The following is a 25851-nucleotide window of genomic DNA, read 5'->3' as shown; positions in this document are numbered from 1 at the left end:
TTACCCCATATGACGGAAGCTTCGAATGTAGCGACGGCGCACGAGCGCCTGGGCGCCGCTCAACGTCTCACCGGCGCTGTCATTTAACTGCGAGATCGGGCCGCCAACAGAGATGCCCCCGCAAACATCAGCAGCGCAGGCGCGACCGCTTCCGGGTCAATCTCACCAAGGTATCCGAGCTTTGAGAGGCCCTGCCCTGCTCAGCGTTTGAAGCCAGTAGGTCAAAGATTTCGCTGCGCGCTTCAATTGAAATCGGGAAGTAAAAGTCACACCGCGGGGTCCTGACTCTGCCTAGCGGTCGAAGAGATGGCGGAGCTGCCGGGGCTGCGATCGCAGATACTGATCGGGCGCCAAGACCCGCTCACCGAAATGCGCCGCCGCATGCCAGGGCCAGCGCGGATCGTAAAGGATGGCGCGGGCAATCGCGACGAGGTCGGCATCGCCCATCGTCAGGATCGCTTCGGCCTGCTCGAACTCTGTGATGAGGCCCACGGCAATGACCGGTATCCCCACGGCTTCCTTGACGGCGCGCGCAAAGGGTACCTGATAACTTGGACCGATCGTAATTTGCTGGTTCGACGCAAGGCCGCCCGAGGAGACATGAATGGCTGAGCAGCCACGGGCTTCAAGCGCCTGGCAAAAGGTAACGGTTTGCTCGATATCCCAACCGTTCTGCACCCAGTCGGTCGCCGAGACCCGCATCGTCACCGGCCGGTCCGCCGGAAATGCCTCGCGAACGGCTTCGAAGACCTCAAGAGGAAAGCGCATGCGGTTTTCGAGCGACCCACCATAATCATCCGTGCGCCGATTGGAGAGCGGCGACAGGAACTGATGCAGGAGATAGCCGTGCGCTCCGTGAATTTGGACAGCGTCCAACCCGAGAGCGGCGGCGCGCCTGGCAGCATCGGAAAAGGCCGCCCGGACCTGCGCAAGGCCACTTTGATCGAGCGCCGCCGGATGGTCATAATCCTCGTGGAACGGGACAGCGCTCGGGGCAACGGTCTTCCAGCCCCCCTCACGCTTCGGATTGATCTGGCGTCCGCCTTTCCATGGGATTTCGCTGGAAGCCTTGCGTCCGGCATGGCCTAGCTGGATCGCGATCGGCATGTCGGACCACCGTCGCACGCCGTCCAGGACACGGCCCATGGCGTGCTCGCAGGCATCCGAATAAAGCCCGACATCGCCATAGGAAATGCGGCCCTCAGGCAGAACTGCCGTGGCCTCGATCGTGAGCACCGCCGCTCCCGACAGGGCCAGATTGCCGAGATGAATGAGATGCCAGTCGTTCATCTGCCCGTCGGTCGCCGAATATTGGCACATCGGGGCGATAACGATGCGGTTTTGCAGCGTAAGCGATCCCAATTCAAAGGGTGAGAAAAGCCTGGTTCCGCTCATGATCATTCTCCAGAGATCGATGGGGCCGGTCGAACCGACACGCCAATGTTTTCGCCGTTTGTCAGCGAAGTTGCAATCTCGGTGTCAAACAGGCTTTCCCGGAGACTCCGGCTCGAGGCGCACTCAACTGTCGGATGTGATCCGGACCTCGCGTGTTGCTGCGGGCCCGGTTTTTCTCCTTTCGGCAGGTGAGCGAACATGTGGGGCTTGATCTGGTTGATCCAGGACGTCACCGCCGGCTCCTTGCCCAGACAGTCCTGTCAGAAGGTATAACCTGTTCGCCGATGGTTGAAGCGCGCGCCGCTAAAGCCGCGGATGGCGTTGGCTTCGGAGATGTCCTGGGCGAGCCAGAGGGCGCGGGCATCGTCGGCCGCTTCGATCAGCGCGAGGCCGTTACCATCGAAGCTTTTGTGCTGGCTCGCCTTTGCGAGCCGGCACAGGCTCGCGGTGACCAGAGGGTGTCTTGACCTTTCTTGCCGCTCCTTCAACCAACGCGGCTTTGGTTCGATTTCGACCGGCGCGTTTTGCATCATAGAGCAGCTTGTCGGCGCGTTCGTAAAGTGTTGAGAATTCTACAGCGGCACCTGGCGGTGCGGACGCAACGCCCATACTGGCGGTTACGGGGCTGCTAAGTCCAGGAACTGCGTTGGCGACGATTGAGGAAATGGCCTGGCGTCGACGCTCCGCCCTCGCTTCTGCGTCGCCGCCGCGCACAAGAAGGACAAACTCCTCGCCGCCAAGCCGGTAGGCTTGAACATCCTCATCTGCCTGAAGCGCCTTGGCCGTGGCTCTCAATACATCGTCGCCAACAACGTGACCGTGAATGTCGTTGACTGCCTTGAAGTGATCTAAATCGAGTACCGCAAGTGTGCAGTAGCCCTCGGCACGCATCGTTTCGAACTTCTCATCAATGGCTCGCCGGTTAAGCAATCCCGTTAGGGGGTCGCGCTCAGATAGGCGCTCGAGCATATCCGCTTCAAATCGAGCATGGTCGCGCTGGCGCCTAATCGACATGAAGCGATCCGCCAGCCCAAGTGTCGTAAACAGGACCTCGCACACGCAGCCCACATAAAACAGGAGCATGGCGTCGTGCGACTGCAGCCACGGAACGACGCCGGTTACCAGACGCACCAATCCGGTAAACATCATGGGTATATAGCCGATCGCCTGAAACCCGGCCGCCCGGCTTCCGCGTCTCAGCGCGTCTGCAAGAGACAGCACAAAGACGACAAGCACCGGGGCAAAGGCCGCAGTGTACAGGGTAGACTGAATCGGACGCGCGACGAACGGAAATGCTGCGTGGAAGGTGCTCAGGAACAGCGCCCATCCTGCGCAGTAGAGGAGTGCGTGACGCAGGAGCGGCCGCAACAAGCCTGGTTCGATGAAGCTGCGGGTGAACATTGCCCCGGAAGCAATTGTCAGGCCGAAGATTATCGTGGTCATCCAGCTCAACGTCATTGCCGGCGGATCGAATATGACGACGGCAAGACCGGAAGAGACCAGGATGGTCAACAGCAAGCAGACCGCGAGCGCGGCATGCCATAGGACGAACGGCTCTCGCAGGACTCGATAGAACGCCGCGTTGAAAATGAGCGGCATAGAGAGCATCCCGGCAAGCGCCGCCAAAAGAAGTAGCGACCGCGTACGGGAAATGTCTATGGGAAGGTCCGATGGTCCAATACGGGCGTTCTCAAGCGTCATCGTATGGCTTGGCAAATCAAAAGCGACCACAATCTGCGTCGTGTCGCCGGTGACGCGTGGAAGTGCTGCCTTGAAATATCCGCCGGACAAGGCGCTTAGCAGCTCGCTCGAAGACAGCGAGGCTTGGTGGATGGAGCCGTCCCGATCGATTGCCAGCAAATGGACCGCTGCAAGTGCGCTACGCCTTGAGAAGAGATACTGGGGAAGGACATCACTCGCTTCGATTTCGAAGCGCAGTAGTATGCGATCGCCCTCAATCGAATAGGCGTGATCCCCGCAGGTCCAGCGTTCCGGGGAGACCGCAAGAGTTGCAAGATCGTCCGAAAGCCCCGCCGATTTCCAGCAGGAACTGCTAATCTCCGCGTTTCCAGCCGCGCTGAGTGGTTTGAAACCCAGCGATGCGAAAAGCACAAGGCTGAGCCCTGCCACAGCCAGCATTTTTTGAACATATTCCCAGATCATTGCCCGACGTTAGCCGCCAATCGTTGAGACGCAGTTACCCGACGGGTGCTAGTGTCACCAACAAGGAAGATGCTCTGACGCACCCACGCTGGAAAGCATCTGGACGGTTTTGAGAATTGGTTGCCGGGGGCAGGAATGCTGCTAGCCCACGCTACCCAGGTAAACCGCTTTACTGTTTCACGACCAGCACAGTCTCCAAACGGAAAGATGGTCCGGGCGCTGTCGGTGGGCTATTGTTGCTTGTTCGGTTTGTGTAGCCAGGAGCATCGGGCAGCAAAAGGGGCGAGGAGATGAGTATCCTCGGAGAACGCAGGCTGGTGGCAATCTTCGTTGCCGACATTGTCGGCTACTCACGGCTCGTCGAATTGGACGAGACGTCAACTCTCGCGGCCGTCACAGACCTGCGCCGGACCCTGTTCGAGCCTTTGCTGGCGCAACATCACGGTCGCCTCTTCAAGCTGACGGGCGACGGCCTGATCGCCGAATTTGGGTCCGTCGTCGAAGCTGTAGCCTGCGCCGCTGCGGTTCAAAAGCAACTGCCTGAATGTCAGACGCAGATACCGGCTGAGCGTCGGATTGTCTTGCGTATCGGCATCAATCTGGGCGACGTCCAGGTGGATGGCGAGGATCTGCTGGGGGACGGCGTCAACGTGGCTGCCCGATTGGAACAGTCTTGCCCGCCAGGTGGCCTCCTTATCTCCGGAACAGCCTACGACCAACTCTCTGGAAAGCTCGATTGCCGATTCGAGTTTGCGGGTGAGCGGCACCTGAAAAACATCGCGCGGCCGGTTAGGACTTACGGCTTGGTGCCAGACAATGCCCCCGACGGCGCGAGAACCGCCTGGGCTTCAGGCGATAGACCGACGGTGGCGGTGTTGCCCTTCGAAAACATGAGCGTTGATCCCGAACAGATCTATTTCAGCGATGGCATCAGCGAAGACATCATCACGGAACTCTCGCGCTTCCGCGAACTCATGGTCATCGCCCGAAACTCTTCCTTCTCGTTCCGCGGGAAAAACGTGGACGCGCGCGAGATCGGACGTTCGCTCGGGGCCAGATACCTGGTCGAGGGCAGTGTGCGCCGGGCTGGCGGGCGCGTTCGCATCACGGCCCAGCTGATTGATGCTACGAGCGGTGCCCATTTTTGGGTCGAGCGATACGACCGCGCACTCGAGGACGTGTTTGCCGTTCAGGAAGAAATTTCCCAGAGCATCGTTGCAATGGTAGCCCAACGGATCATCCAGGACAGCGAAGTCGCAGCCCGGCGACGCCAGCCCGAAGACATTCAGGCCTATGATCTCTTCCTCCAGGGAAATCGACTTTCTGACGTATTCACACCGGAGGCCCAAGCGCGTGCGCAAGCACTATTCGAAGCGGCACTCCGCATCGACCCGGGCTTTGCTCGAGCCCATACGGGCCTCGCATGGATCTACCTCAATCGTTCGGTCGAGATGTGCGTCGGAGTGCCGCGAGACAAGGACGAGAACCGGATCGCAGCGTTTCACCAGGCCGAAGAAGCAGTGGCGAAAGACCCCAACGATGCGCGCGTGCACTCCACCTTTGGATACATGTGCTTGATGCTGCGCGACTTCGAGCGGGCCGAGCGGCATTTGGGCCTTGCTCGGGCTTTGAACCCGAATGATCCACTGATCCAGATTTTCTGGGCCTGGATCCAATCGTGCAATGGAAAGCCCGAACTGGGCTTGCACGCCGCCGAGATTGCGTTTCGGCTTAACCCATGCCACCCGTTCTGGTACAATTTCTATCTTTCGCACATTGTGTTTCGGCTCGGACGCTACCAAGAAGCAGCCGATCTATTGGAGCGACTGATAATGGACGCACCAAGCCGGCGACACCCTAGATACATGGCTCTGCGCGCGGCGGCCTTCGGTCATTTGGGGCGCCTCGAAGAGGCACAGCGGTGTGGCAGGACGTGCATCGAGTCAGTCCGCGCGTTGTGGCGCGGCGATCCGTCTGCCGGCCCAAGTGAATACGTGGATTGGCTCGTGGACGCGTTATATTTCCGGCGGGCCGAAGATGCAGACCGATTGCGTGAGGGCCTACGCCGCGCCGGATTGCCGGCCTGACGATGTTGTCGCAAGCTAAAGCTTCCAATTCGCAGCCCTATCGACCCGCCGCCCGTTGATCCGTGGACTAAGTCTGCTGCGGCATTTTCAACCTTGATCCAGGCGAACAAGATACTCGCGCGCTATCGCCGCCATACGCTCTCGTGTCATGGCAACGCCGTGACCGCCGTGCGTTGTGCCAACATCGAGTTCGAGCAACCGCCTCATTGTGCCCCGATAGTCACTCTTGTCGCAACCAGGCAAGTTGTCGACCAGCGTCCCTTCATAGATGGCATCGCCGGAGAAGAATGTACCGTCATGTTCGTCGAGCAACCCTATCGAGCCCGGTGAATGACCTGGGAGATGCAGGACAGTGAACGACCGGTCCCCGAGATCTATGCGGGCACCATCGTCCAACACCTTTGTCAGGACCGCTGGAGTGATCGAGAACCGCTTCTGTTGCCATCGCTCATTCGGGGCGACCGCCACCCCGTCTTTTTGCATCCGAAAGTACTCGGCAAGTGTCTGACTGTCTCTCATGCCCGCAAAGGCGTCTGCCTCCAAGGAGTGTCCCAGCCGGTACTCAAACTCGTGGAACGATCCCACATGATCAACGTGGACATGGCTACGGCCACGATCGGCCGGTCAGGGTCTGTCGCCAGGAAGCTTTGGAGCGAACGTAGTCCCATTCCGAAGTCGACCACGAGGTCGGCTTCTTTGCACCTTACGTGAAAGATGTTTGCGCGAAAGAACGGGTGGACGAAGGGCTCCCAGATGCGGGCTATCGTCTCCGATATCATTTCGCGCTCGAACCAGTGGTTCTGCTCGGCCACAGGCTGCTCCTTAATGTTCCGGCGGCAGTCGCGCGGGATGCCTTCATCGGCGCATGCTTGGAAGCTGGCATGGCAACGTCAGCGGTTGCCAACAACTATCATCATGCCGGCCTGGTCCCCACTGCAACAAGCCAATAGCTCGACAATGCCAGGGCTCGACATTGGTTGGCAGCGGCCGCTCTGAAGGCAGAGGTACCTTGGACGTCATCCTTCGTCATCGGTTCGGCGATCATTGCAGGCGTTCTAGATGAAAAGGGGTGAAGAACGCCACTGTTAAACCATCTCTGCCTCCTATTGACAAAGTTATATATATCCATAAGTCTGGATATATGGATAGCAATACAGCGATCGCGGCGCTCGCCGCACTGGCCCAGACCACCAGGCTCGAGACCTTCCGGCTTCTCGTCCGGCACGAGCCCGATGGCGTGCCGGCCGGCGAACTCGCCCGGCTTCTCGACGTCCCCCAGAACACCATGTCCGCGCATCTGGCCACGCTATCGCGTGCGGGCCTCGTCACAAACGAACGCCAGAGCCGCTCGATCATCTACAGGGCGGACCTTCAGGGGCTGCGTGACCTGACACTCTTCCTGTTGAAAGACTGCTGCGGCGGTTCGATCGAACTCTGTGCGCCGCTGATCGCCGAACTGACACCCTGCTGTGCGCCCAAGGTGAAGCCATCATGAGCGACATCCGCTTGGAGCCAGTTCCCGGAAGCCATGCCGCCCTGAAGCTGGCGCTCTCGGTTTCAGGTCTTCCGATAGAGGACGTTGAAGACCCTGGCCGCTCGTTCTTCAGAGCGCTTTCATCAGATGGCGGCACGGTTGGATACGCAGGCATCGAGACGTGCGGCGATGCGGTCCTGCTCAGGTCGATGGTCATCTTGCCCGAGCATCGCGGCAGGTCTCTCGGCAGTGCGCTTACCAACGAAATGCTCAAAGCCATCGACCCTGCCTCTACTGTCTTCCTGGCCACGACGACCGCCGAGCCGTTTTTCGCAAAGCTCGGCTTCGTCGTCATCGAGCGAGGCAATGTGCCGCCCGCCGTTCTTACGACCCGTCAGCTTTCGGGCATCTGCCCGGCATCGGCAACGATCATGCAATTCAACAGACCTCCGACCTAACCACGGAAAACGACCATGACCGACAAGACTTACAACGTGCTCTTCTTGTGCACGGGCAACTCCGCACGTTCTATTCTCGCCGAATCCATCCTCAACAATGAGGGTGGTGGGCGCTTCCGGGCGTTTTCTGCGGGCAGCCGGCCCAAGGGCGAAGTCAATCCGCATGCGCTGAACGAACTCGAAGCCCTTGGCTATTCTGCGACTGGCTTCTCGTCGAAGAGCTGGGACGTCTTCTCTGAGCCCGGCGCACCACAGATGGATTTCATCTTCACGGTCTGCGACAGCGCGGCTGGCGAGGCCTGCCCGGTATGGTTCGGTCATCCGATGACCGCGCATTGGGGTGTCGAGGACCCCGCGGCCGTTGTCGGCTCCGAGGTCGAAATCCAGCGCGCCTTTGCGACGGCCGCCCGTTTCCTCAAGAACCGTATCATGGCCTTCGTCAGCCTTCCGCTGGCATCGATCGACCGCCTGGCGCTCGAAACGAAGCTCCGCCAAATCGGCGCGATGGAAGGCTCGACGGGAACTCCGGGAAAGATGGCCTGATGTCGACGTTTCAACGCTATCTCACCATCTGGGTGTTCCTCTGCATTGTCGTCGGCGTTGCCCTTGGCCATCTGATGCCCGGCGTTTTCCAGATCATCGGCGCGGCGGAGGTCGCCAAGGTGAACCTGCCCGTCGCCATCCTGATCTGGCTGATGATCATCCCGATGCTCATCAAGATCGACTTCCGCTCGCTGGCGCAGGTCAGCACGTACTGGCGCGGCATCGGCGTGACCCTGTTCATCAACTGGGCCATCAAGCCGTTCTCCATGGCGTTGCTCGGATGGCTCTTTATCGGATGGCTGTTCCGTCCTTATCTGCCGGCTGACCAGATCGACTCCTACATTGCTGGCCTTATCATCCTTGCGGCTGCGCCCTGTACCGCGATGGTGTTCGTCTGGAGCAACCTGACGCGCGGCGAGCCGCTGTTCACGTTGTCCCAGGTGGCACTCAACGATGCGATCATGGTCGTCGCCTTCGCCCCGATCGTCGGACTGCTTCTCGGACTGTCGGCTATCACCGTACCGTGGGACACGCTCGTTCTGTCGGTCGTCCTCTATATCGTCGTCCCGGTCATCATCGCTCAGGTCCTGAGAGCGCGGCTGACCGCCGACGGCACGACCAAGGCGCTGGACGCCATGCTGGCGAAGCTGCAGCCGCTTTCGCTTGTGGCACTGCTGGCGACGCTCGTCCTCCTGTTCGGCTTCCAGGGCGAGCAGATCATCGCGCAGCCGACGATCATCGCGCTGCTGGCCGTCCCGATCCTGATCCAGGTCTACTTCAACTCAGGCCTGGCCTACCTCCTGAACCGGATGTCGGGCGAGCGCCATTGCGTCGCCGGGCCTTCAGCCCTGATCGGAGCCAGCAACTTCTTCGAACTCGCGGTTGCCGCGGCGATCAGCCTGTTCGGCTTCCGGTCCGGAGCAGCGCTGGCGACCGTCGTCGGCGTGCTCATCGAGGTTCCCGTGATGCTCACGGTCGTCTGGGCCGTGAACCACACCAAGGGCTGGTACGAGGCAGCTCCCTCTGTCTCCCGCAACACCATCACCGAAAGGACATGACAATGGACGTCACCATCTATCACAACCCGGCCTGCGGCACGTCCCGCAACACGCTGGAGATAATCCGCGCAGCCGGGATCGAACCTGATGTCATCGAGTATCTCAAGACACCGCCGGCGCGCGACGAGTTGGCAACGATGATCTCTGACGCCGGGCTGACCGTCCGGCAGGCGATCCGCGAGAAAGGTACGCCTTATGCGGAATTGGGCCTCGATGATCCGAAGCTGACGGACGACCAGTTGCTCGACGCGATGCTGACGGACCCGATCCTCATCAATCGTCCGTTCGTCGTCACACCACTCGGCACCAGGCTCGCGCGCCCTTCCGAAGTCGTTCTCGACATCCTGCCGGATGCGTTCAAGGGAGCCTTCTTCAAGGAAGATGGCGAGCAGGTCCTCGATCAGGAGGGCAAGCGCGTTGTCTGAGACCTTTCCCGCCTTGGAGGAGCGGCATCTTCGCCAACCTGACATAGACGCGTTGCGTCCAGCGTTTTCGACGCACAAGCCGCGCATCCTGATCTTCTACGGCTCGCTCCGGGAGGTTTCCTACAGCCGCCTGTTGGCGCACGAAGCCAGACGTCTGCTCGAGCGGTTGGGGTGCGAGGTGCGGATGTTCGATCCGAGGGGGCTTCCGCTTCCCGACGAGGCTCCGGTCAGCCATCCGAAAGTGCAGGAGCTGCGCGACCTGTCGCAATGGTCGGAAGGCCAGGTCTGGGTTAGCCCCGAGCGCCACGGCGCGATGACGGGCATCATGAAGGCCCAGATCGACTGGATTCCCCTGTCGCTGGGATCGATCCGGCCGACGCAAGGCAAGACGCTGGCCATCATGGAAGTCTCCGGCGGCAGCCAGTCCTTCAACGCCCTGAACCAGATGCGCGTGCTCGGCCGCTGGATGCGGATGATCACGATCCCCAACCAGTCGTCCGTCGCCAAGGCCTACCAGGAGTTCGACGCCGACGGCAGGATGAAACCGTCGTCCTACTACGACCGCGTCGTGGATGTCTGCGAGGAACTGGTGAAGTTCACGCTGCTGACACGGGACGCTTCGGCGCATCTGACCGACCGTTATAGCGAGCGGAAGGAGCACGCTGCCGAGTTGGAGAAGCGGGTGTCACTGAGGTCGATTTAGTCAAACGCCATCGGCAATGTTCCGATAGCGGTCATCTTGCAATCGCAGTGACCGCTATTTGGCCAAAGCGAACCAACGCCTTGTCCGGTTATGGCGGCCCATTGCAGCCTTTCGAAAGACTGACCTAGCGCGCATGACGCAAAACTATGCACGAGGCGATATTTCCAATAGGCTATTCAGCGATGGATGACGGGCGTCATCTGAAGGCATCCGTTGCCGAGGCACAAAGAGTGACGATACAGCTTCGATCAACCCTCACCTGTCCGAATTGCGGCCAGCGGGCTACGGAAACGATGCCCACCGACGCCTGTCAGTTTTTCTATGATTGCAATGGATGCGGTACGATGCTCCGGCCAGAATCCGGGGACTGCTGTGTGTTCTGTTCCTTTGGCGACGCGCCTTGCCCGCCAATCCAGGAGGCCAAACATAACAACGGAGCCGCAAGTTGTTGCGTCGGTTCCTAACGTGGGATGAGAGGCGAGGCTGACATCCCTATTGGACTATGTCGGCGCATTCCGGGCGAAAGACAAGCGCCAACGCTGCTCTCTCACGGACGCAGAGGAGTTCCACGATGAGCGAAGACGCCTTCAACATGTCGATCCCCAAGTTCCTGAAAGAAGTCGGTGTCACCTCGCAGCGTAAGATCGAAGAGGCGGTGCGCGAGGGGCAGTTCGGCGGCGAGAAGCTGAAGGTGCGCATGACGCTGACGGCGGAGGGCACCGGTCTCAACCACGTAGTGAACGGTGAGATCGAACTTCCATAGGTCTGGCGAAGCAGAGATCGAAACGCCCATGCCGATACTCAACAATGAGACCAAGATCGGCCAGGCATCGCGCCCGCACTGGTCCGGAAGCTTCAATCTCCCCACCGAGCCAAGCCTACAGCCCGCGCACCACTGCCCCAAGGTCGTTCTCGACAAGCGTGACGTTGATCGGACGGACTTCGCGTGCGCGACATGAGCAGAAAACTGGCCGCACGCCGACGCTGCAATAAATGAGCTTCATCGAGGGAGGCAATGATGGGGAAGAGTGCGCCGGATTTCAGCCTTGAGGGCAAGGTGACTATGGTGACGGGCGCGAGCCGTGGCATTGGACGTGCTTGCGCACTTGCCTGTGCTGCAGCAGGCTCAGATATTGTCTTGGGGGTCCGCGATGTCGCAGCATCAGCGGGCCTGATCGCCGAACTCGAGGGTGCGGGACGAAAGGTTCTCCCCGTAGAACTGGATATTCCCAAGAAGGCCCATATCGCACAAGCCGTCGACGCGGCGGTTTCTGCATTCGGTCGGATCGATGTTCTCGTCAACAATGTCGGCGTGGCCCCGGGCAATCTCGCGGAACTCGTTGAGGAAAAGGACCTTGACGAGATACTCGATGTCAACATCAAGGGCACCTTCCTGATGACACAGGCAGTGGGCCGTCACATGATCGCGCGAAATGGGGGCCGGATCATCAGTATCAGCTCACAGGCCGGTACGGTCGCACTGCGCGGAGAGACAATCTATTGCATGAGCAAGGCGGCAATTAATCACCTCACGCGCTGTCTTGCAGCCGAATGGGCACGCTATAATGTCACCGTAAACACCGTATCGCCGACGTTCATCCACACGGATGGTACAGCACCGTTTCTAGCCGATGCCAAAAATCGCCAAGCGACGGTCGATCACATTCCACTCGGCCGGATCGGGGAAACCGATGATGTGGTGGGTGCCGTAGTCTTCCTTGCATCGCCGGCTGCGAGCATGATCACCGGCGCGAACCTGCTGGTGGACGGCGGATGGTCCATCGCCTGAGGCCACGGGGCCGAACGTTCGTCCGTCATCAGGCAACGCTGTCGCGACGCACCGATGAGGCGACAGCGACGAACGCCAGGATTCCGAGCGTACCCAGCGCGGCGATGACGAAAAGGGATATGGCGGTCCCGAACTGGGTCATCGCGGCCGCGAAAGCAAACGGGGCGGCCGCGCCAGTCGCCAACCTTGCGGCAGCCATCTTGCCCGTGATAGCGCCATAGCCCGCTGACCCGAAAAGATAGAGCGGCAGGCTCCCTTGAGCGATGCTGTTGATCCCCGACCCAAGGCCGAGACAGATGGCGAAAGCCACGGCACCAGGCAGCCAATCACGCGACAACCCGAGTATCACCGCACCGACGACCATCAGCGCCGCGGAGACAATCGCCAACGCAGGCGGCGACAAGCTCTTTCCGAAGACCATGTTGATCAGACGGCTCATGACCTGTGCCGGACCGAACAGCGAACCGATCACCACTGCCGCGCTACCAAGTCCGATCCTGCCGAGCATCGGCACCATGTGCGCAAGGATCGCGGCGAGTGTGAAACCCGAAAGCGAGAAGGCTAAGGACACCAGGAGCATACCGCGGCGACGCGCCTCAGGTTCGAGCGCGCCGATGACGACCTCGCGGGGTCTTGCTCCCTCCTGCTTGGAACTCGCTCTTGCACAGAGCATGATCCAGCAGTGAAGCGGCATGCAGACGATAAGGTTCAGCGCTGCAAATGCCAGGTAGATTTCCCGCCATGACAGGTATCCGGTCAGGACCGCGGCGATCGGCCAGAAGATCGTGGATGCAAAGCCGCCGATCAAGGTCAGATACGTGATGCTGCGCGAGGCCGAACGGGGTTCGCTCTCAACCAACGTCGCAAAGGCGGCCTGGTACTGGACCATGCCCGAAGAAATTTCGAGGAGGACTATCGCGAGCGCGAAGATTGCGACCGACGGTGACCAGGCACACAGCGCCAAAGTGCCGGCGGAAAGCATGGAGCCTATCGTCATGACGGCCGCAGCGCCGATCCTGTCCATGTACCTTCCGATGAACGGAGCCGACAGGCCGCCGATGAACAAGGAGAGCGAAAAGACGGCAAAGACCTGTTCCAGGCTGATGCCCAGGTCGTTGGCCATCCCAGGTGCCAGGATGCTGAAGGAGTAGTAGAGAGTGCCGTAGCCGACGATCTGCGTGACACCGAGTGCGCAGACGATACCTGCTGGAACCTTGATCGTGTGCAATGCCGGTTTCCTCGGTGGCCTACGCTTCGGACGGGCAGCATCCCGTCGACCGTTCTACCGATCCACGGATGCCCGGATGTCCTGCGCAGCAATCCTCCATCAGGAAGGTCAGGAGGTCGGCAAGTGTGTCGTGGCTTGCGCTGTAAACAATCGAACGCGACGCCCGACGCTGTGAGATCAAGCCGGAGCGGTCCAACTCCTTGAGGTGAAATGACACGTTCGATGGGGAGACGCCCATGCGCTCGGCGATCGCGCCGGCGGCGAGCCCATCCGGGCCCGCGACCACCAGCGTTCTGACGATGGCCAGCCTGGTTTCCTGGGAGAGTGCGGCGAAGGACGCGAGGGCTTGACGCTCATCCATATTTCAACAATCCTTGAATCGTTGAAATTGAGGATATACGCAAAAAGTGCGCGGCCGACAATATCCATTCAGACAGAACCGACACCTCGCCTTGGGACTGTTTTTGAGGATTGCCATCAATAGCCACCCCGCTTGCTGACAAGCTCGAGAGGCATTACGCCTTACGCCACTCTAGCGCAGCGCTATTTGCGCGCCTTTCGTTCCTTTCTCCCGTGAGCAAGCGCTGTTTTCAGATTGTCGAAGGTATAGCCATTGGCGGATTAAACCGCGCGTGGCCAAAGTGTCTCCTTCTCGCCGCGGAATTTGGTGTGGTGCTGAGGCGATTGTCTGAGGTCATTACCTTCAACATCGGGTCGGCCTATGCATTTCCCACATGGGAGCGCTGAGTTTTGAGCGCTGCAGCTTACCAAGGGCCTGAGCTATAAGGTGTTCGTCGAAGCGGAACGAGGCGCCACGGACTGGCAGCCAGGCTTCGAAAGCCCATTGAAAGGGGGATCCAATGAACATCGCACGCTCCATCAACAACTGGCGCAAGTATCGTCAGACGGTCACCGAGTTGGGCCGCATGTCGAACCGGGAACTGCGCGACCTCGGCATCGAACGTGGTGACATCGACCGTGTCGCACGCACGGCCTTCGCCCGCTAAGGCGACCTCAAAGACTGAATAATTGCCAAGCGCCTGCATCTCCTGCGGGCGCTTTTACTTTTTAGGGGTTTCGATTTTGGTAGCGGGACCAGTGCGCTATCCCAATATGCGCACAAGAAGGTTCCGAAGTCCGGGCTGACCAACTTCGTAGGCCGCGATTGAAGCCGGCACCCAGCGGCTCGAGCGGACGCTGCGTTCCGGATAATCAGAAGCGATCGCGCGAACCGCAATCAGGTGCACGCGAACCCGGTAGACCAGAGCATCATCGTCTTTGGAATACGTAAACCCACCCACTGAATGTTCAGTTGCAACCCCAACCACACCCGCCTCTTCGAATGCTTCACGGGCAGCTGCGCCCTTGGTGGTTTCTCCGGCTTCCAAGTGGCCCTTTGGAATGCCCCAGCGCCCGGTGCTGCGACCAGAAATCAAGAGTACATCATATCCATCAGTTGCACGCGCTCGGCGGTAGCAAATGGCACCCGCTTGAACAACCGCGGCGGGGGCGGGACGCAGGGTACTTACACCGGTTGGCAGCGCAGAGGCGAGTATCGTTTGCATCGTCGCTCACTCGTTGAGGCGAATGGAAAACAGATGAAGGCTCGGCTTATACGCCAACAGTTTTAAGACGGAACTTCGCGGAACTCAACACAAGGATCCCGAAATACGTCGCTCCATCAATGAGCGCCAGCTCGACCCGAAAGTGTTGAGGTCTTTCGGTTATCGTCAGCGGAACGACGATTTCACTATGATTTTATCGGACACCTCACGAATTGACGTCCAGCGCCCCTTCAAGGTCGACGATCAAATCATCGGGGCTTTCCAACCCGACCGAAAGTCGCAGCAGATCGGTCGGGCAAGGCGATCCCTGACCTTCGATGGATGCACGGTGTTCAAGGAGCGATTCAACGCCCCCAAGCGAAGTCGCGCGCTTCCAGAGACGGACGTTGGCTGCGGTCCTGATGGCCGCTTCCTCACCGGCCCGCACCCTGATCGACAACATGCCGCCGAAGCCCCCAGACATCTGGCGCGCTGCCAACTCGTGCCCGGGATGAGACGGAAGCCCGGGATAAAGGACATCCAGAATACGCGGATGGGACGCAAAACGTGCAGCCAGCGTCAAGGCCGATGCGCTCTGGGTGCGGACGCGCAGGTCTAGAGTGCGCATCCCTCGCAAAAGGAGGAATGCCTCGACAGGCCCGAGGATTTGTCCGAGCATCGACCGGTTGCGTCTGATGCGGCCCCAGAATGCATCGTCGCGTTTCGTGCTAAGCGCACCCGCGATCACGTCCGAGTGCCCATTCAGGTACTTCGTTGCCGAGTGCATGACGATGTCGGCACCAAGCGCCAGGGGCTGTGAGAGGATCGGAGTTGCGACCGTCGAGTCTACGGCGAACTTCGCGCCTGCCGCTTCGGCCATTGCTGCAACAGCGGCAACATCCGTTACCGACCACAATGGGTTTGAGGGAGTTTCGACCCAAACAAGCTTCGTGATGTCGGGCTTGATCGCTGCGGCAACGGTGTCGAGATCCGTCATGTCCACGAAGTCGACGTTCAGCCCCCATGCCACCGCATCGTTCATCAGCCAATTGCGAAGCGCCCAGTACATGACCTTTGGCGCGACCACATGGTCACCTGGCTTAAGTGCTAAGAAAACGGCGGTGGCTGCCGACATTCCGGAGCCAAATACAAGCGTGGACGAAGCGCCCTCAAGCATTGAAAGGACGCTTTCCGCCTCACGCACCGTCTCGTTGTCCGGGCGGCCATAGACATTGCCCGACCTGTACTCGTTATCGGGGTCCCGTATGAAGGTCGATGTCACGTGGATTGGCGGGGTAACGGCACGCGTCGTTTCGTCGATCTTTCCCATCGCCTGTGCAAGCAGGCTCGCCTTCGACCAGTTCATTTCCATCTCCGATTGAAAGACAAATTGGACTATTTAGCGTGATAGCGTAGGTTACGCGCAGCGAACTATGGAATGGCGACTGCAGGGCGCCAAGAACGAATTCTAACAGGTGGTGCAAATGTCGCGTCAGGAAGGTCCACAGACCACGCTACAGGCTTGGCGAACGGCCGGCGCGCTGTCGGCCGATGACCATGATGTTCTCGCGTTGGTCGGCGAACGCTTCTCGAAGCTCTGCTTGGCGCTCCCAAATGGGACGATCAGCTCGTTGAAGCTGTCAATGCACGCGCCAAGACGCCAGGTCGCGATGTGGCCTTCTGATGTGTCTGGGCTGATAGCACGTTCAGGAGCAAGAAGACCCGTCTCCGTTCGACCAGCGCTGCATCGCTGCTCGATCGGGCAAAGCGGGAAAAGGTAGCAGCGCCGCCCCCTGACAGGCGGGACCTGCGCACCCGGACTTACCGATCCGATCCCCACCAGCCGGACGCCAAAGGGAACCGCACGTCGGGGTCAGATCGCCTTACCCTCAGCACCTTGAGATTAGGGCCAAACTCTAGACTCAACCAGCAGATTTATATTGACTACGCTTGGTCATGATTCCGATGGTCCCGCGCCGAAATATGCACGACATTGGATTGACATCGCTGCGCAAGACCTCCCTTCTGTCGCCCCCAAGTACCGTGCAAATTGCTTTGATCATTCTCGTCTGGGCGGAGGTGAGTGTTTCGCTTGGTCGATGGTGAAAGCTCAGGGCGATGCCACAATTCGATCACTGGCGGGGCCGATGGAATGAACAACAGCAACCGAGCGGGAGGCAGGAGCGGGAGGCTCTTCGTGCCCGATGTGCAGGCGCTGGGAAAGCTCAGTTCGAAACAACACCTGCCGTCAAACCAGACCACAGTTGCCCAGTTGGATGGGGAGGAACACTTGACAATCGAGACTGTCGGCGTTGTCGGCGCAGGGAATATGGGCAGCGGCATAGCGTGTGCCTTCGCTCTTGCAGGGTTCGACGTCACTTTGACGGACGTCGATGCGAAAGCCCTCGTTCCCGCGGTCGCTAGCGTTGCCGCGAAGATCGACGAAATGATCGCAAGCGGGAACGTTGACCTTGCCGATAAGAAGGGCGCCCTGGCCCGCCTTTCGACAACCACGAACCTCAGCGATCTCGGCACCAGCGACCTCATCGTGGAGGCCGCAGCGGAGATCGAGGCCGTCAAGCATCGGATATTTGCGGATCTGACGCCCCACCTGAAGGCTGAAACAATTCTCACTTCAAACACGTCATCCTTCTCGGTCACGCGCATGGCTGGCGTAACCAATCGGCCCGAGCAGTTCATGGGGCTGCACTTCATGAACCCGGCCCCTTCGATGCCACTTGTTGAGCTTATCCGCGGCATTGCGACCAGCAAGGAAACATTCGACACCGTCGATGCAGTCATCAAGCGCCTCGGCAAAACCGCGGTTGTCGTCGAAGACTACCCGGGTTTCACGGTCCATCGGATCCTCATCCCAATGATCAATGAAGCGGTCTATGCTCTTTACGAAGGGGTCGGTTCGGTTCTCGATATCGACAACAGCATGCGCTTCGGTGCCAATCACCCGATGGGACCGCTCGAGCTTGCCGACTTTATCGGTCTCGACACCTGCCTTTCCATCATGACGTCGCTGCGCAATGGTCTGGCAGATAGCAAGTATCGCCCCTGCCCTTTGCTCGTCAAATACGTCGAAGCCGGCTGGCTTGGCCGAAAATCAGGCAAGGGCTTTTACGACTATCGCGGGCAATCGCCGGTGCCCAGCCGCTGAAGCTGCGAGCGACGAATTGTCGTCGCTGACTATCCTTCACGTCACGTCAGCGCATGCGCGATCACCGATAAACCCAGTTGTCCACATGTGAGCGCGTTGAAATAACTAAAGATTCTGCCATACCCCTAGCTTGAATCGCCGACACATGAACATTAGGCTGTTCGCAATTAACCAGGGGGTCATGATGCCGACGGGCAAAGTAAAGTTTTTCAATGCAGACAAGGGCTTCGGCTTCATCACACCGGATCAGTCCGGCGTTGATGTATTCGTTCACGTCTCCGCACTTCAATACGGCGACGTGCTAAGAGAAGGTCAGGCGGTATCTTACGATCTCGGACAGGATCGCAAGACCGGGAAAACAAAGGCTGAAAACGTCAGACCTTTTTGACGGCGCCTTGTTAAGGGGGCCGGTAGCACCCTGACTGATTTCCGCGACATGCATTGCAGGCGCGGAAATCAAATGACCTTCCAAGGGGATCAACTAAACGGGGCGCTTCCGCCTCAACGTTGCTCGGCCATTTGTTCAGCCTCACATGCAGTGCCGAACCGTCGGCCGCAAAGCACCGAAGGTTCCCAGCTCGAACCTGCCCAGCTTCACTGTACCTTGACGGCGACTAGATATTCCCTTCGATCCATTGGCGTACAGTCTTCCTTTGCCTGCAGATGAAAGAAAAAACTGCCGGTCGGGAACCTCTCTCAGCGACCAAGGTTTTTAAGACGTCCCGACACCCTTCCCCCTCGGGACGTATTGTACATGCATGCTTCGTGGCCCCGTCCTTTCTCAGGCGGGGCCATTTCTCATGGCCCGCAGCCGTCACATCGGGTCATTTCCCTTCATCGCATTCGACATATGCGTCTTGCACTTGTCGCTCTGGTTTGACGCAAGCGCTTTCTTTGCCATCGCCAGTTCCTTGTTTGCGTAGTCCTTTTTCATCTCGTCTTTCATGCCCTTCACATCGTTTTCGAGCTTGGTCATGTTCGATTGGTCACAGACGATATCGGACAAAGCAAAGGCAGAAGGCCCGGCAAGGGCAAATAGAAAAGCCGCAATCCCTAGCGTCTTCAGCATCGTTATCTCCTCTTCAAAGCGCTCAACGTCGTGCCAACCAACGAGCGAAACCGCTGTTCCCGCGGCGAGGACACATAATCGTGATCTGACACCTGTCGGGCTCGGTTTTAAGCACCACTGGCACTCGTCCATGTCGGAACCTCTCATAACTCCGGTGGTTGGTCTGACGATCGATGACTTCTCAATCTCGACGGGGACCGAAAGCCCAACCCCAAAGGTCTTGCCGATGGCAGTTCGACCACCCACGCGAAATGTTACAACTTCTGAAATATGGGTGAACGGGTGCGGAACGGGCTGAGCACGAAACATGCTCACGCAGGCGGCGTTCGCCCAAGTGGGTGAAGAACATACGCGAACATCGCTAAACATCTGCGATACTTAAACAAACCACGATCGAAGACTTAAGTCTGAGCAGCCGCGTAAAAGGTCTTAGCCGCCCTATTGCCGAATCCAAACCATCTCACCATTACTGGTTGAGCGTCAGCCGCACTTGGCGCTTGTGATCCCCAGAGCGCGCCCCAGCCCCAAGCGACGTTGCGCTCTGGGTTTCCAATCGAACCATCCCTTGAACCGAACTATGGCGTTGTTGCTCTTCGCTATAGGCATGTTCCATGCGATCGATCTTCATCGATCGCAGGCGGCCGGTCGAGCGGAGGAAGACAAGCATCGCCTCAACGTCGTGGCTGCCACCTGGAGGCTCGCCACAGACGACAGGACGTCGGGCGAGCTTCTGCGCCCAGTAACGTATCTCGCGTTCGGCCGGTGGGTAATAATTCCCGAGCCGGTAAAGTCCGTTTTCTGTCCGCGCCCACCGCGGAGGCACCATGTCGTCCATCTGCACGATGGGATCCGTGGCCCCATGCTCGCCGTTGTTCGTACCAGGCTGGCCGAAAAACCATCCATATAGCCAGGGACGCGGGCCGCCCCCACCCTGCTCCTCGATCAGCCATCCTTCAACAATAGGAGCTGTGTCGAACTCTCTAACAGTTGGCCGCGCTGCTACGAACGGATCTGTTTCGGGCGAATAGACATCGAGTGCGACACGTGGGCCTTCGAGATGATCACCCCGACCAAGTGCACCATCTGCGTGGTCGCTGCAGAGGACCTTCCAGCGGCCGCCGAATGTATTCAGCTGTCCCCGGCGTCCGCAGATCTCGCAGACGTTAAAGGGATCGCAGTGATGCCAACCGCTGAGCATCAGTGATCGCACGGTGAGCCTCGGGCGCGAGGTCTGCCGTGGCAAGGTCGATGCACAAGCCCCCCACCTTCCCCCTCACCTCTAACAGCGTGAATGAGCCGCCTGTAGCCATGGCTTTGTCGGCGTCGACGAAGAATGCGTGCAGGATGCCCAGCCAACCGGCGCCGCATTGGACCGCCAATGGACGTTCGTCGAACCCCAGGTGCGGGTATCGATCGCTCAAGCCGGTGGTCAGGCTCATGGCGCGCCTTTCATTTTCGCTTCCCTTCGTCCCCGTTCGAGCGGATTGAATGCGGCTCGAAGATTGTGGGACGGGTTCGTGGCGGACACGACGGCTTGATATCGCCCTTCACGCGATTATGCCAGTGTTCGGTTAACGACCTCGAACCTGAAGCCGCCAGTGACCCCGAGTGGTGATACGGATCTCCTCGCCGAGGGGTCGCCGGGAACCGCTGCTCGAAAGGCGATCCAACTTCTCCATTGTTGCCCTAGGGCTCCAATTTACCGGACGCCGGCTTCCAATCAGACAAGAGTAGAGGAAAGGTCTGTTCCAGAGATTTGTAGAGTAGCGGGTCAACAAACTCTTTTGGCCAGACGTCCCCGCCGCAACCTCATTCAGCCGGCTGGATTCGCTCAAGATGCCCCAACCCCGACTGCCTCGGCCCTCGAGATCAGATCCTCTGTGCGCTGCAGACACGATGTCTTCGCAGCGATCCACGGCAACCTTGTTATCGACAATGACCGCGCAACGATCGAACGACTGTGGAATCCGTTCGTCGCTGCCTGGTATGAAGGTGGCAAGGGCGACGCAAAGCTGGTTCTCTTGCGACTGGAACCTGAGCACGCGGAAATCTGGAAGGATGCGTCCAGCCTTTGGGCTGGCGTCAAAATGTTGTTCGGCGTGGATCCAAAAGACGACTACAAAGACAATGTCGGCCAGGTGGATCTTAGCTGAGCGCCAACCCTCATTTTTCGCCGAGCCCGGACCGACGCCATGGTAAAAAGTTGCTCCCCTCGTATCCTATGCTCCAACGATGCGACGAGGGGGCCCCGGGACTGAAGGCGCCCCCAACGCTTGCTCTTTCTGGTAGGCTGTCCCGCATTTATCACGCTGTTGCATTTGAGGCGCACCAAGCGCTGCATATAGACTGTTTGCATGGCCTTCCCTGCCCTTCTCGTCGACTTTGGGTCGGTGATCGGGTAAGCAACGAAGGTCCACTTTGCGGCGGACCGAAGCAGACGGCGCATCACGCCGACGTCGCAGCCGGCCACCCTTGTCTTTCGTATTGCGGGGCCGGCTGTCCTTGGCTTGCAAGGCTGTATTTTCAGGCAAACTGCATCTCTGCTGGGCGCCCTACGGGCGATCCCTAACCATGTCATGCGGTGGTTTTCTGGCTGTGTCATCGAGAGCTCCCTTCGCGCCCTCGATCGCACCCTCTGCAGCTGCATCGGCAGTCGCTGCAAGCTGATCGCGAACCCGGTCAGCAGCCTTGCCGGCAGTCTCATCCTCCAGCGCGGTTGCGGGCAGCGCGGCACCGATCGCAGCACCGATTGCGAAGGCAAGCGCACCTCCAACGAGAGGCTGGTCGCGGAAGTTCTTCAAGATGGCCGCATTCAACTCCGCTCCTCGGGTCTGGGCAGTCTGGCCAATACCCCGGGCACTGTCTGCCATCGACCGGCCGGTGCCAGCTATGCTGTCTGAAAGGCTGCTTGCTGCACCTTTCATTTCTCGCCAGGTTGACGACGCCCATCCGGAGGCGTCGTCGAAGACGTTGCCTGCCTCGTCGCGGATTTCATCGACGGCGCGTCCCGTGGCGTCGGCAAAGCCGCGATAGACCGTACCTTGAGGGTCGACGAAGTGACCTGCCCTTCGACCAGCGGCATCAGTGCGGGCCCTAAAGCGATTGCCATTTTGATCTTCGAAATGGCTATATCGCTCACCGAAATTCGCCTCGACCGGCCCAACGCGCCGCAAGCCGCCATTCACGGACGCGAGCGGATAGTCGTCTACACCATTGTCCTTCACTGCAGTTTGGGGCGCCCGGGACGCCGGGTCTGCAAGGAGCCAGGCCAGACCGATACCCGTAAGCGCAACGGGAATGGGATTTGCCTTCATCGCAACGCCAAGGTTGCTCAGGAACTCGGTTCCGCCGTTGCGCCTCGCATAGGCAAGGAACTCATCCATCAATTCGCCAGGCGACATCCGCTCCTGGATGGCATGAAGCTTCTCTTCAATCCTTTGCCGATCGGCTTCGATCTCGCGCTGTAATTCGGCAGGTGAATGGGTGTCGGCGCTCATCGTACTGTCTCCTTGGCCACATCAAGGTCACGCTGGAGGGACGCCGTTGTCTTGTCGAAGCGAACACTGCGGTTTCCAAGCTTTGTGAGGCTGCGCGAAATCATCACCCATGCAAGGATCGCCACGAAAGCACCGACGATAATCGCCGATAAGGCGTGGGCGTTGGCTTCATGCATTCCCTGCGCGATCAAGAACGCGCCAAGCCCCACCACAACGGCGCTTAAAAGCACGCCAATGGCTGCAATGGCAAAGATGAGCCCAACAAGGAGCGTCTCAAGGCTGCCGATTGCCCGATCGAGATTTTCGCCGGCCTCCGCCTTGGCGAGATCGATTTCCTTTCGGAAAAGCCCGGAAATATCCGTCACCAATCCTGTCATGAGATCCGGCAGGGACCGTTCGTCACGAGGGTTAAGCATCGCCCAGCTCCTTTTCAAAGTCCCAATCGCCATCCTTTCCGCCTGGAGGGCCAGGATTTGGTCGAGGTTTTTCCGGATTGTTGTGGGTCCGCTCGGCTGAAGCCGACAGGAAGCGACTTGCCGCCAGGCCGGCAATCGCTGCCATGCCAAGAAAGGCCAAAGGCTGCTTGCGCCCGAAGTCTTCCGCCATCGACGCTATTTCGCCCAGTTCCTTGTCTTCGCAGTCGTGCGCCAGCCGTCCGATCGAGTTGCCGATCTGCTGCGTATAGCGTCCAAGTCCTGGCTGGTCCGACTGGCGAAGTTCAGCCCCGACCTTTTCCATGGCGCCTGCAAGACCGCGAAGTTGACGGGCAAGCGCACTCTTTTCATGATCCACGACCTGGGACGCGGCCGCCTTAGCCTGGGTGGCCGGTCCATTCGCTGGTGAATTTCCACCGGCTCGATTTTCGGTCCGCGTTTCAGCCCGCCAATCGATAGAATTGTTGTCAACGTCTTCCTGTTGCCGATTACTCTCTTGCGACGGCGATAGCCTTTCTTGCAACTGGGGTCTGCGATCCCTGGGGTCGTCTATCATTTCGGTCTCCTCCTCGAACGGGCTGCAGCCCGGCTTAGTGCGCTTCAAACCCGCCAATTTGATCCTTGTTCCTTGGATTTTGCGCGGCCAGGAGGTCCCCTAGAGGAATTGGAAACCCTTCTTTTCCAATGGCGTGAGCGAAACGCAATGCGCCAAGGAACAAGATACGTCGACACCTGCCTGTGGGGGATGCAGCGCCAACGCTCGGGACGTTCCTTGAGCAGGCAAATCTCGACTACTTGTCCCTTGGCTGGGTGAGGTCGCTTCCCGGTGATGAACGCTTTCCGGCCCGCTTGGCTGAGACCGCTTGCGCCAAGGTTCGAGCAGCATTGCGGATCTCGTCCTGCACTGCCTCATCTGCGTCCAGTTCCTCATGGCTCGACCCATAAGGTTTCCAATAGCCGATGTAGCGGTCAATTTCGGCCAGCGGCCCGGCTGCTTGAAGCTGCATATCGGACAGCCAGTCCGAAAGGCTGCGCCGAACATTCTCGACGCCAGCAGCATCGCCATGGACCACGACGGAAAAGACCCTGCCCGCGAGATGCCGCGGGTAGCTCCAACCTTCTAGTTCCAGCGCCTTGGCCAGTGCCGCGTTCTTCCCCTTGGTTGATGTCGGATCCGAATTGCCTCCATCAGCGCAAACAAGCCGGTCCATCATCAGTTTTACCGGTGAGGAAACCTGGTACCAGTTGACCGGCGTTATGATCATCACCCCATGCGCCTCAACCCACATCGGATAGATCTCGTTCATCCAGTCGTGCACCTGCCCGAGCGAATAGTTCGGATAGCACGAGCAGGGCCAGTGGCAGAGTGCTGGCGAGGTCGAAAAACACGCCTTGCAGGGGTGGATGCTTCGCCCATATTCCGACGCAAGCCGATTGAGTTCGAGCACGGTCGTTGCCATGCCGGTCATGTCGTCAATCGTCTCCTTGGCGATTTTCACCAACCGGTATGTCTTCGACATTTCGCCGGGGCACGTATGCTCGCTGCGCGATGATCCACTGATGAGGAGGATGCGGGCGGGGGCATCAGGGTCATCGTGGCGTTTTTGCGCATCCTGGATGTCCGAACGGGCTGCAAGCCAGTCGATAGAGAGATCGTAGTCCGGGTCCTTGAAGGCGGCGCCCGCCTTTTGCGTTCGCGGGGCTTTTCGCTCCTGTTCGTAAGCGTCCCATGCCGCGGAAGCGATCTTGTTGAGTTCCTCTTGAAGCGCCTCGAAGGCCGGATCCTGAAACCGGGTAAGGAAACGCCGGCGAAACTCGGCTTCCTCCAGTCGTGGACTTGGCGTTCCCTTGCGCGGTTCGGTCGCTGTCGAAGGAACATCGCTACCAGAAGGTTTTCCCATCAGCTTGATCCCCGTGGTGGATGCCTTCCCAATCGGTCAAGCCTGGGATTGTTCCTTTCAGGGCGCGTTGGAGGTGGTGGTCCAGATCGCGCGACCGCAGCGAGCTCGCCCAATAGTTGACCCGCGAAGCAGAGATTAACTCCTAATACTCATTGAACGATCTGAGAACGCATTGAGTACGAACGTGGATTTCTAACCCGTTGTGATTAGCAAAAATTCGGGTGTCCTAGGCCCCGGCGTCAGACAGCTCCTTGGGAAAGGATGGTCAATTTGCGGCAGGCACTGGCCCAAGATGGTGAGAAGCACAGCCGCTAGAGGCGTGCTATCTTCAACCATGCGACCGAGCACGCACTATGCGAGAAGTGACGGACTGAACATCGCCTATCAACGGTGAGAGATTTGGTGGTTGGCTCGGGAGCCAAATTTCACCCACGAGGCGAAACCGCACTGCGTGATGTTCCTGGCATCTGGCACATTTATGCTGCAGAGGTCACGCCATGAGGCTGCTTCGGCATTGCCAGCCGCCAGAGGACACTTAGTTTGCTGCACAAACGGTGTAAGGAACTTCATTCACTTTCAGAGGAAATCATGGAAACGATCGAAATCAGCAACCGCAGCGATTTTGCACTCTGGGCAATTGAACGCGCGCAGGAAATCGTGGCGATCGAAGGCGCAGCCCTTGCGATCGCCGCCCGCGAAGCAAACGAAGAAGCGTTGACTGAGACCGCAGCGGCGCTCGGCAAGGCAATCAGCGATGCCATGCTTGAAGTCTTCGATGGCCTCGTCGGCGAGTAGGCTCAGCCACCGGGAGGCGCCGTAACTACCTTAATGGAGGGTGACGCCACGCAGAGGCATGGATGTGGCCGACGCCGGCGGTCGGTCCAGAGTAGCGTTTCGATCGAGATTGGCGTCGGCAG

General features: G+C 59.2%; 28 protein-coding genes and 2 pseudogenes. 15 read left to right on the top strand and 15 right to left on the bottom strand.

All coding sequences use genetic code 11. The features are described 5' to 3' along the window. Positions 1–291: 291 nt before the first annotated feature. The 3 genes and pseudogenes from LAC81_RS37420 to LAC81_RS37405 all read right to left on the bottom strand — a co-directional run bounded on the left by LAC81_RS37420 (position 292) and on the right by LAC81_RS37405 (position 3558). Positions 292–1395: an NADH:flavin oxidoreductase/NADH oxidase gene (locus LAC81_RS37420; RefSeq protein WP_223730612.1), complete on the bottom strand. Its 1104-nt coding sequence runs from the start codon at positions 1393–1395 to the stop codon at positions 292–294. A gap of 266 nt (positions 1396–1661) precedes the next feature. Beyond that, positions 1662–1796 (bottom strand): annotated as a pseudogene (locus LAC81_RS37410) (ring-cleaving dioxygenase); the annotation flags it as partial. After that, positions 1789–3558, bottom strand: a complete 1770-nt coding sequence (locus LAC81_RS37405) for a diguanylate cyclase (RefSeq protein ID WP_223730611.1) — start codon at positions 3556–3558, stop codon at positions 1789–1791. The gene LAC81_RS37405 and the pseudogene LAC81_RS37410, both read right to left, overlap by 8 nt. A gap of 290 nt (positions 3559–3848) precedes the next feature. Here LAC81_RS37405 and LAC81_RS37400 point away from each other — a divergent pair, with 290 nt between their 5' ends. Continuing rightward, complete coding sequence (locus LAC81_RS37400; RefSeq protein WP_223730610.1) at positions 3849–5645, top strand: adenylate/guanylate cyclase domain-containing protein; 1797 nt, start codon at positions 3849–3851, stop codon at positions 5643–5645. A gap of 87 nt (positions 5646–5732) precedes the next feature. Here LAC81_RS37400 and LAC81_RS37395 read toward each other — a convergent pair whose 3' ends face one another. Next, the gene (locus LAC81_RS37395; RefSeq protein ID WP_223730609.1) at positions 5733–6230 is read right to left on the bottom strand and encodes an MBL fold metallo-hydrolase; all 498 of its coding nucleotides are present in this window, start codon (positions 6228–6230) and stop codon (positions 5733–5735) included. Between the two features lie 556 nt (positions 6231–6786). Here LAC81_RS37395 and LAC81_RS37390 point away from each other — a divergent pair. The 9 genes from LAC81_RS37390 to LAC81_RS37350 all read left to right on the top strand — a co-directional run bounded on the left by LAC81_RS37390 (position 6787) and on the right by LAC81_RS37350 (position 12095). Then, positions 6787–7140, top strand: a complete 354-nt coding sequence (locus LAC81_RS37390; protein WP_223730608.1) for an ArsR/SmtB family transcription factor — start codon at positions 6787–6789, stop codon at positions 7138–7140. Beyond that, positions 7137–7577, top strand: coding sequence for an arsenic resistance N-acetyltransferase ArsN2 (gene arsN2 / locus LAC81_RS37385; RefSeq protein WP_223730607.1), 441 nt, complete (start codon positions 7137–7139; stop codon positions 7575–7577). Before LAC81_RS37390 ends, arsN2 begins: the two co-directional genes overlap by 4 nt. A 15-nt stretch (positions 7578–7592) precedes the next feature. After that, positions 7593–8120, top strand: coding sequence for an arsenate reductase ArsC (locus LAC81_RS37380; RefSeq protein WP_223730606.1), 528 nt, complete (start codon positions 7593–7595; stop codon positions 8118–8120). Continuing rightward, positions 8120–9178 carry an ACR3 family arsenite efflux transporter gene (arsB, locus tag LAC81_RS37375; protein ID WP_223730605.1) on the top strand — a complete coding sequence of 353 codons (1059 nt, stop codon included), beginning with the start codon at positions 8120–8122 and terminating at the stop codon, positions 9176–9178. Before LAC81_RS37380 ends, arsB begins: the two co-directional genes overlap by 1 nt. 2 nt (positions 9179–9180) lie before the next feature. Continuing rightward, positions 9181–9603, top strand: coding sequence for an arsenate reductase (glutaredoxin) (arsC, locus tag LAC81_RS37370; protein WP_223730604.1), 423 nt, complete (start codon positions 9181–9183; stop codon positions 9601–9603). Then, positions 9578–10306: an arsenical resistance protein ArsH gene (arsH, locus tag LAC81_RS37365; protein ID WP_223731066.1), complete on the top strand. Its 729-nt coding sequence runs from the start codon at positions 9578–9580 to the stop codon at positions 10304–10306. The genes arsC and arsH overlap by 26 nt, the downstream gene beginning before the upstream one ends. 182 nt (positions 10307–10488) lie before the next feature. Next, positions 10489–10770, top strand: a complete 282-nt coding sequence (locus tag LAC81_RS37360) for a GDCCVxC domain-containing (seleno)protein (protein WP_419195922.1) — start codon at positions 10489–10491, stop codon at positions 10768–10770. 107 nt (positions 10771–10877) lie between these two features. Continuing rightward, the gene (locus LAC81_RS37355; protein WP_223730603.1) at positions 10878–11069 is read left to right on the top strand and encodes a DUF6494 family protein; all 192 of its coding nucleotides are present in this window, start codon (positions 10878–10880) and stop codon (positions 11067–11069) included. Positions 11070–11324: 255 nt separating this feature from the next. Then, on the top strand, positions 11325–12095 hold the full coding sequence (locus LAC81_RS37350; protein ID WP_223730602.1) for an SDR family NAD(P)-dependent oxidoreductase: 771 nt from the start codon (positions 11325–11327) through the stop codon (positions 12093–12095). 28 nt (positions 12096–12123) lie between these two features. Here LAC81_RS37350 and arsK read toward each other — a convergent pair whose 3' ends face one another. Both arsK and LAC81_RS37340 read right to left on the bottom strand, forming a co-directional pair. Next, entirely contained in the window at positions 12124–13323 is a 1200-nt protein-coding gene (gene arsK, locus LAC81_RS37345) for an arsenite efflux MFS transporter ArsK (protein ID WP_419195921.1), read from the bottom strand. A 19-nt stretch (positions 13324–13342) separates the two neighbouring features. Further along, positions 13343–13684, bottom strand: a complete 342-nt coding sequence (locus tag LAC81_RS37340) for an ArsR/SmtB family transcription factor (RefSeq protein ID WP_223730601.1) — start codon at positions 13682–13684, stop codon at positions 13343–13345. Positions 13685–14183: 499 nt separating this feature from the next. Between LAC81_RS37340 and LAC81_RS37335 the strand changes: the two genes are divergently transcribed. Next, positions 14184–14330 (top strand): DUF1127 domain-containing protein, encoded by a 147-nt coding sequence (locus LAC81_RS37335; RefSeq protein WP_113536282.1) that lies wholly within the window; start codon positions 14184–14186, stop codon positions 14328–14330. A gap of 96 nt (positions 14331–14426) precedes the next feature. On the opposite strand, the gene LAC81_RS37330 is transcribed toward LAC81_RS37335, so the two are convergent. Both LAC81_RS37330 and LAC81_RS37325 read right to left on the bottom strand, forming a co-directional pair. Next, a complete protein-coding gene (locus LAC81_RS37330) occupies positions 14427–14888 on the bottom strand; it encodes an NUDIX hydrolase (protein WP_223730600.1) in 462 nt (153 codons plus the stop codon). A 205-nt stretch (positions 14889–15093) separates the two neighbouring features. Then, positions 15094–16233 (bottom strand): trans-sulfuration enzyme family protein, encoded by a 1140-nt coding sequence (locus LAC81_RS37325; RefSeq protein WP_223730599.1) that lies wholly within the window; start codon positions 16231–16233, stop codon positions 15094–15096. A gap of 924 nt (positions 16234–17157) precedes the next feature. Between LAC81_RS37325 and LAC81_RS37315 the strand changes: the two genes are divergently transcribed. Together LAC81_RS37315 and LAC81_RS37310 are read left to right on the top strand one after the other, a co-directional pair. After that, positions 17158–18033: a 3-hydroxybutyryl-CoA dehydrogenase gene (locus LAC81_RS37315; RefSeq protein WP_223730598.1), complete on the top strand. Its 876-nt coding sequence runs from the start codon at positions 17158–17160 to the stop codon at positions 18031–18033. Positions 18034–18217: 184 nt separating this feature from the next. After that, on the top strand, positions 18218–18421 hold the full coding sequence (locus LAC81_RS37310) for a cold-shock protein (RefSeq protein WP_223730597.1): 204 nt from the start codon (positions 18218–18220) through the stop codon (positions 18419–18421). A gap of 426 nt (positions 18422–18847) precedes the next feature. Here the strand turns inward: LAC81_RS37310 and LAC81_RS37305 are convergent, their stop codons facing one another. The 3 genes from LAC81_RS37305 to LAC81_RS37295 form a co-directional block, all read right to left on the bottom strand. After that, entirely contained in the window at positions 18848–19102 is a 255-nt protein-coding gene (locus LAC81_RS37305) for a hypothetical protein (protein ID WP_223730596.1), read from the bottom strand. Between the two features lie 466 nt (positions 19103–19568). Further along, on the bottom strand, positions 19569–20312 hold the full coding sequence (locus LAC81_RS37300) for a hypothetical protein (protein ID WP_223730595.1): 744 nt from the start codon (positions 20310–20312) through the stop codon (positions 19569–19571). Then, positions 20266–20541, bottom strand: a complete 276-nt coding sequence (locus tag LAC81_RS37295; RefSeq protein WP_223730594.1) for a hypothetical protein — start codon at positions 20539–20541, stop codon at positions 20266–20268. The genes LAC81_RS37300 and LAC81_RS37295 overlap by 47 nt, the downstream gene beginning before the upstream one ends. Positions 20542–20994: 453 nt before the next feature. Between LAC81_RS37295 and LAC81_RS37290 the strand changes: the two are divergent. Beyond that, positions 20995–21255 (top strand): annotated as a pseudogene (locus tag LAC81_RS37290) (pyridoxamine 5'-phosphate oxidase family protein); the annotation flags it as partial. 399 nt (positions 21256–21654) lie between these two features. Here the strand turns inward: LAC81_RS37290 and LAC81_RS37285 are convergent. The 4 genes from LAC81_RS37285 to LAC81_RS37270 all read right to left on the bottom strand — a co-directional run bounded on the left by LAC81_RS37285 (position 21655) and on the right by LAC81_RS37270 (position 24934). After that, positions 21655–22599, bottom strand: coding sequence for a DUF3618 domain-containing protein (locus LAC81_RS37285; RefSeq protein WP_223730593.1), 945 nt, complete (start codon positions 22597–22599; stop codon positions 21655–21657). Beyond that, positions 22596–23015: a phage holin family protein gene (locus LAC81_RS37280; protein WP_223731063.1), complete on the bottom strand. Its 420-nt coding sequence runs from the start codon at positions 23013–23015 to the stop codon at positions 22596–22598. The genes LAC81_RS37285 and LAC81_RS37280 overlap by 4 nt, the downstream gene beginning before the upstream one ends. Then, positions 23008–23589 carry a nutrient deprivation-induced protein gene (locus LAC81_RS37275; RefSeq protein WP_223730592.1) on the bottom strand — a complete coding sequence of 194 codons (582 nt, stop codon included), beginning with the start codon at positions 23587–23589 and terminating at the stop codon, positions 23008–23010. Before LAC81_RS37275 ends, LAC81_RS37280 begins: the two co-directional genes overlap by 8 nt. 235 nt (positions 23590–23824) lie before the next feature. Then, positions 23825–24934, bottom strand: a complete 1110-nt coding sequence (locus tag LAC81_RS37270) for a flavodoxin family protein (protein ID WP_223730591.1) — start codon at positions 24932–24934, stop codon at positions 23825–23827. A gap of 588 nt (positions 24935–25522) precedes the next feature. Here LAC81_RS37270 and LAC81_RS37265 point away from each other — a divergent pair. Beyond that, positions 25523–25729, top strand: a complete 207-nt coding sequence (locus tag LAC81_RS37265; RefSeq protein WP_223730590.1) for a hypothetical protein — start codon at positions 25523–25525, stop codon at positions 25727–25729. The last annotated feature ends 122 nt before the right edge of the window (positions 25730–25851 follow it).

The organism is Ensifer adhaerens, assembly GCF_020035535.1.
Lineage (GTDB): Bacteria > Pseudomonadota > Alphaproteobacteria > Rhizobiales > Rhizobiaceae > Ensifer.
The sequence above is the reverse complement of the archived record's forward strand: the minus strand, read 5'-3'. Positions and strand labels throughout refer to the sequence as shown.